Annotated in this window: 3 protein-coding genes, 2 tRNA genes and 3 rRNA genes; 7 read left to right on the plus strand and 1 reads right to left on the minus strand. The window is 45.3% G+C overall.

The genetic code is table 11. From position 1 onward, the window contains the following. Positions 1-153 precede the first annotated feature (153 nt). The 5 genes from ED605_RS07730 to ED605_RS07745 all read left to right on the plus strand — a co-directional run bounded on the left by ED605_RS07730 (position 154) and on the right by ED605_RS07745 (position 3,589). Positions 154-3,073, plus strand: a 23S ribosomal RNA gene (locus tag ED605_RS07730). A gap of 73 nt (positions 3,074-3,146) precedes the next feature. Further along, positions 3,147-3,242 (plus strand): 5S ribosomal RNA (gene rrf / locus ED605_RS15065). A 31-nt stretch (positions 3,243-3,273) separates the two neighbouring features. Then, positions 3,274-3,390: ribosomal RNA gene (rrf, locus tag ED605_RS07735) — 5S ribosomal RNA — on the plus strand. A gap of 6 nt (positions 3,391-3,396) precedes the next feature. Further along, positions 3,397-3,469: transfer RNA gene (locus ED605_RS07740), tRNA-Asn, on the plus strand. A 47-nt stretch (positions 3,470-3,516) separates the two neighbouring features. Next, positions 3,517-3,589, plus strand: a tRNA-Thr gene (locus ED605_RS07745). A 186-nt stretch (positions 3,590-3,775) separates the two neighbouring features. Here the strand turns inward: ED605_RS07745 and ED605_RS07750 are convergent. Then, entirely contained in the window at positions 3,776-4,405 is a 630-nt protein-coding gene (locus ED605_RS07750; protein ID WP_225419084.1) for a hypothetical protein, read from the minus strand. A gap of 307 nt (positions 4,406-4,712) precedes the next feature. Here ED605_RS07750 and ED605_RS07755 point away from each other — a divergent pair, with 307 nt between their 5' ends. Together ED605_RS07755 and ED605_RS07760 are read left to right on the plus strand one after the other, a co-directional pair. Next, entirely contained in the window at positions 4,713-5,030 is a 318-nt protein-coding gene (locus ED605_RS07755) for a PTS sugar transporter subunit IIB (RefSeq protein WP_121978308.1), read from the plus strand. Further along, positions 5,030-5,344: a PTS lactose/cellobiose transporter subunit IIA gene (locus ED605_RS07760; protein ID WP_121978309.1), complete on the plus strand. Its 315-nt coding sequence runs from the start codon at positions 5,030-5,032 to the stop codon at positions 5,342-5,344. The genes ED605_RS07755 and ED605_RS07760 overlap by 1 nt, the downstream gene beginning before the upstream one ends. The last annotated feature ends 128 nt before the right edge of the window (positions 5,345-5,472 follow it).

Here is a 5,472-nt window from a genome sequence, read left to right on the forward strand (position 1 = left end):
AACTTGGTTCTTTGAAAACTAGATAATATTAATTTTCTGTAATTATTGAATTGGATTAAATCCAATTTCAACCGAGAACACCGCGTATTTTGAGTTTATTAATGATGTATCATATCGCAAAACTCAATTAATCAAGTATCCGCAGGATACTTAGGTTAAGTTATCAAGGGCGCATGGTGGATGCCTTGGCACTAGGAGCCGATGAAGGACGGGACTAACACCGATATGCTTCGGGGAGCTGTACGTAAGCTTTGATCCGGAGATTTCCGAATGGGGCAACCCAGCAGTTTTAATCGACTGTTACTGGCCAGTGAATTCATAGCTGGTCAGAGGTAGACGTGGGGAACTGAAACATCTCAGTACCCACAGGAAGATAAAGAAATTTCGATTCCCTCAGTAGCGGCGAGCGAACGGGGAACAGCCCAAACCAATGAGCTTGCTCATTGGGGTTGTAGGACTGAACATTTGAGTTACCAAAGTCATGGATAACCGAACAATCTGGGAAGGTTGGCGAGACCGGGTGATAGCCCCGTAGGTGAAATCCATGGCCCTCAGTTCAGGATCCTGAGTACGGCGACACACGTGCAACGTCGTCGGAATCCGGGAGGACCATCTCCCAAGGCTAAATACTCCCTAGTGACCGATAGTGAACCAGTACCGTGAGGGAAAGGTGAAAAGCACCCCGGAAGGGGAGTGAAACAGTTCCTGAAACCATGTGCCTACAAGCAGTTAGAGCCCGTTAATGGGTGATAGCGTGCCTCTTGTAGAATGAACCGGCGAGTTACGGTTGCCTGCCAGGTTAAGGTGTCAAAGCCGGAGCCGCAGCGAAAGCGAGTCTGAAGAGGGCGTTTTAGTAGGCAGCTGTAGACCCGAAACCAGGTGATCTACCCATGTCCAGGCTGAAGGTGCGGTAAAACGCACTGGAGGGCCGAACCCGTGTACGTTGAAAAGTGCTGGGATGAGGTGTGGGTAGCGGTGAAATTCCAAACGAACTTGGAGATAGCTGGTTCTCTCCGAAATAGCTTTAGGGCTAGCCTCGGACGTAGAATCATGGAGGTAGAGCCACTGTTTGGACGAGGGGCCCGTCATGGGTTACTAAGTTCAGATAAACTCCGAATACCATTGATTTTTATCCGGGAGTCAGACGGTGAGTGATAAGATCCATCGTCGAAAGGGGAACAGCCCAGACCGCCAGTTAAGGTCCCTAAATATATGCTAAGTGGAAAAGGATGTGGAGTTGCATAGACAACTAGGATGTTGGCTCAGAAGCAGCCACCATTTAAAGAGTGCGTAATAGCTCACTAGTCGAGTGATCCCGCGCCGAAAATTTACCGGGGCTAAGCATATTACCGAGACTGCGGACCTGAACTTTGTTCAGGTGATAGGAGAGCGTTCTAAGGGCGATGAAGCCAGACCGCCAGGACTGGTGGAGCGCTTAGAAGTGAGAATGCCGGTATGAGTAGCGAAAGATCAGTGAGAATCTGATCCACCGAATGACTAAGGTTTCCTGGGGAAGGCTCGTCCTCCCAGGGTTAGTCGGGACCTAAGCCGAGGCCGTCAGGCGTAGGCGATGGATAACAGGTTGAGATTCCTGTACTAGTTAATGATGTTTGAACGATGGAGGGACGCAGAAGGCTAAGTGGAACATGCGGTTGGAAAAGCATGTTGAAGCGCTGAGTCAGTCAATGAGTTAAAGGCTTGTTGGCGGGTTGACGAGGCGTGATCAGGACCGAAATTTAAGTAGGGAAGCCACCGATGTCACGCTGCCGAGAAAAGCTTCTAGTGAGTCATTAACTACCCGTACCGCAAACCGACACAGGTAGTCGAGGAGAGAATCCTCAGGTGAGCGAGTGAACTCTCGTTAAGGAACTCGGCAAAATGACCCCGTAACTTCGGGAGAAGGGGTGCTGGCCGCAAGGCCAGCCGCAGTGAAAAGGCCCAGGCGACTGTTTATCAAAAACACAGGTTTCTGCAAAATCGTAAGATGACGTATAGGGGCTGACGCCTGCCCGGTGCTGGAAGGTTAAGTGGATGAGTTAGCTTCGGCGAAGCCCAGAAATGAAGCCCCAGTAAACGGCGGCCGTAACTATAACGGTCCTAAGGTAGCGAAATTCCTTGTCGGGTAAGTTCCGACCCGCACGAAAGGCGTAACGATCTGGGCACTGTCTCAACGAGAGACTCGGTGAAATTGAGATACCTGTGAAGAAGCAGGTTACCCGCGACAGGACGGAAAGACCCCATGGAGCTTTACTGTAGCTTGATATTGGGTGTTGGCACAGCTTGTACAGGATAGGTAGGAGCCATGGAAGCCGGAACGCTAGTTTCGGTGGAGGCATTGGTGGGATACTACCCTCGCTGTGTGAACACTCTAACCCGCGCCACTAAGCGTGGCGGGAGACAGTGTCAGGTAGGCAGTTTGACTGGGGCGGTCGCCTCCCAAACAGTAACGGAGGCGCCCAAAGGTTCCCTCAGAATGGTTGGAAATCATTCGACGAGTGTAAAGGCAGAAGGGAGCTTGACTGCGAGACAGACAGGTCGAGCAGGGACGAAAGTCGGGCTTAGTGATCCGGTGGTTCCGCATGGAAGGGCCATCGCTCAACGGATAAAAGCTACCCTGGGGATAACAGGCTTATCTCCCCCAAGAGTCCACATCGACGGGGAGGTTTGGCACCTCGATGTCGGCTCATCGCATCCTGGGGCTGTAGTCGGTCCCAAGGGTTGGGCTGTTCGCCCATTAAAGCGGTACGCGAGCTGGGTTCAGAACGTCGTGAGACAGTTCGGTCCCTATCCGTCGCGGGCGTAGGAAATTTGAGAGGAGCTGTCCTTAGTACGAGAGGACCGGGATGGACATACCGCTGGTGTACCAGTTGCGCCGCCAGGCGCACCGCTGGGTAGCTATGTATGGATGAGATAAACGCTGAAAGCATCTAAGTGTGAAACTCGCCTCAAGATGAGATTTCCCATTCCTATATGGAAGTAAGACCCCTGAGAGAAGATCAGGTCGATAGGTTGGCAGTGGACGTGCAGTGATGCATGGAGCGGACCAATACTAATCGGTCGAGGACTTAACCAAGTCCGGTGGTGTTTTCAAGCAGGAAATTAATATTAGCTAGTTTTGAGAGAACGAAGTTCTTTCAGGAAAATAGTGTGGTGGCGATAGCCAGAAGGAGACACCTGTTCCCATGCCGAACACAGCAGTTAAGCTTCTGTGTTTTCAAGCGGAAAATTAATATTAGCTAGTTTTGAGAGAACGAAGTTCTTTCAGGAAAATAGTGTGGTGGCGATAGCCAGAAGGAGACACCTGTTCCCATGCCGAACACAGCAGTTAAGCTTCTGCACGCCGAGAGTAGTTGGGGGATCGCCCCCTGCCAGGGTAGGACGTTGCCACGCGATTATTCCGGCATAGCTCAGTTGGTAGAGCACCTGACTGTTAATCAGGTTGTCGACGGTTCGAGCCCGCCTGCCGGAGATTGATTAGATGCCGACATATTTGGCGGCATTTTTATATAATCTTTCGCCGACTTAGCTCAGTTGGTAGAGCATCGGTATCGTAAACCGAGGGTCACAGGTTCGACTCCTGCAGTCGGCAGTCAGTTTAGATTGAGCAATTAAAAGAACGAATTCTGTCAGTTTTGATAGGATTCGTTTTTTGTATACAATTTTTTATTTCTCTGTCTTTAACGAAATTAAGCGACACATCATCGATAAACTATCGACATTGTGTCGCTTAACAAAACAAACCATTATTCCTTTTGTAAAGAAGTCCAAACATGCCTTATTGATTGCTTAAATCTTGATAATGTTCGATTTGCGCTTGCAAAGGTGCAATTTGATTTTGAAGATTAATTGCTTGTTGCTCTAAGGATAAATAATTAGCTTGAAAAGCTTGGGGATTACTACCGGCTGCTGTAAATGCTCGCTGATAGGCTTGTGAAGATGTATCGTTGTTTGTCAAGCCATCAGCAATACTCTGCATTGATGAAAGCTGAGATTGGATTGTATTTAATTGTTGTTGCAGTGTATTGATTTGAGCTTGTAAGGGCTTAATTTGAGCAGTATACGGATACATGGTTACTTTAAAAGACTGACTAACCGGTTTGTAATTGAACTTGGTGACTGTTAGACGATAGCTGCCAATATGTGAAAGAGTGTATTTTAGTGGGATAGTAAAATGACCATTACCACTTACCTGAACCTTTGACTTTAAATCACCATCTTGATAGAAACTAACGGTAGAATTCTTTGTGGCAGTGCCAACAATTTTTGTTTGAGCATTATTTACGGGCTTTACCTTTAATTTTAGTCTGTTTATGGAATACAAATTTGCACTGACATTGGTTGTAGTGAATGCTAAAGAAAACATTGCACCGATTCCCAAAATAAAGGTTAATTTTTTGGTCATCATTAGTAGCCTCCTTAATAAATTCTAGCTGTCGCCATTATAAACTTGAGAACCCTAAAAAGCCATTAGATGAGCAAACTTTTAATAAGTTTAACCTTTTAATTTTTGTGAATCTCTAACGAGCAAGGCATTTAAAAATTGACTAAAATTGGTATAGATTGATACACAAAAATTGGTATATATATCAAATATTCGCGTATGCTTTAAAAATAGGCAAAAATGATTTTATATCAATAATTGGTACTTGCTGAATAATAAGTTTTATGATAATCTGTATGTGTTAAATAAATTAATAAAGGGGATTTTTTAAATGAAAAATGTTTTATTGATTTGTGAAAATGGCATTTCCAGTAATTTTCTTTTAAAATCAGCGAGATCATTTATGGAAGCTTATCATGTTAAATTTAATTTAATGTCATCGGATTATACCCAGGCAGATACATATCTGGATAACCAAATTGATTTGGTTTTGGTTGCGCCTCAAGCTTCTTACCATGATAAAGAAATTAAGATGATTGATGGTCGAGCACCGGTTATGACAATCCCAGACGATGTCTATGGTTGGGCCAACGGTGAAAAATTGGTGAAGTTTATTTTGAACACATTTTCACCGGCTGAGGCAATGTAGTGAATGCCAATCAATTAAATCAGCTTTCAATGAAGATTCTGATGGATGCTGGCCACGCTAAAACAGAGCTTGCTCAACTTTTAGATGATCTAGAAACTACGACACCCGATCAGCATCAAATTGATCAGAAATTAGGCAACGCAGCGAAATGGTTAAAGCGAGCCCATTTACAACAAAATAAGGTCATGCAACAGGCCGAGCAACTAACATATTCGATTTTACTGACACATGCTCAGGATACGCTAATGAACACGGAGACAATCTATTTTCTAGTAAAGCGATTTGTACCAATCATTTTGAAATCAAAAAATTAAATCCCCCGATTTAAAATTGAAGTGCAACACTTGATAACTAGACCAATTAGACTAGCTTAAAAGGCCATGAAGACCTATTCTTATTATTAACGACAAAATCAACAGATAAGGATAGGTGTCTTCATGAC

This window comes from Lentilactobacillus raoultii (genome assembly GCF_900411375.1).
GTDB lineage: Bacteria > Bacillota > Bacilli > Lactobacillales > Lactobacillaceae > Lentilactobacillus > Lentilactobacillus raoultii.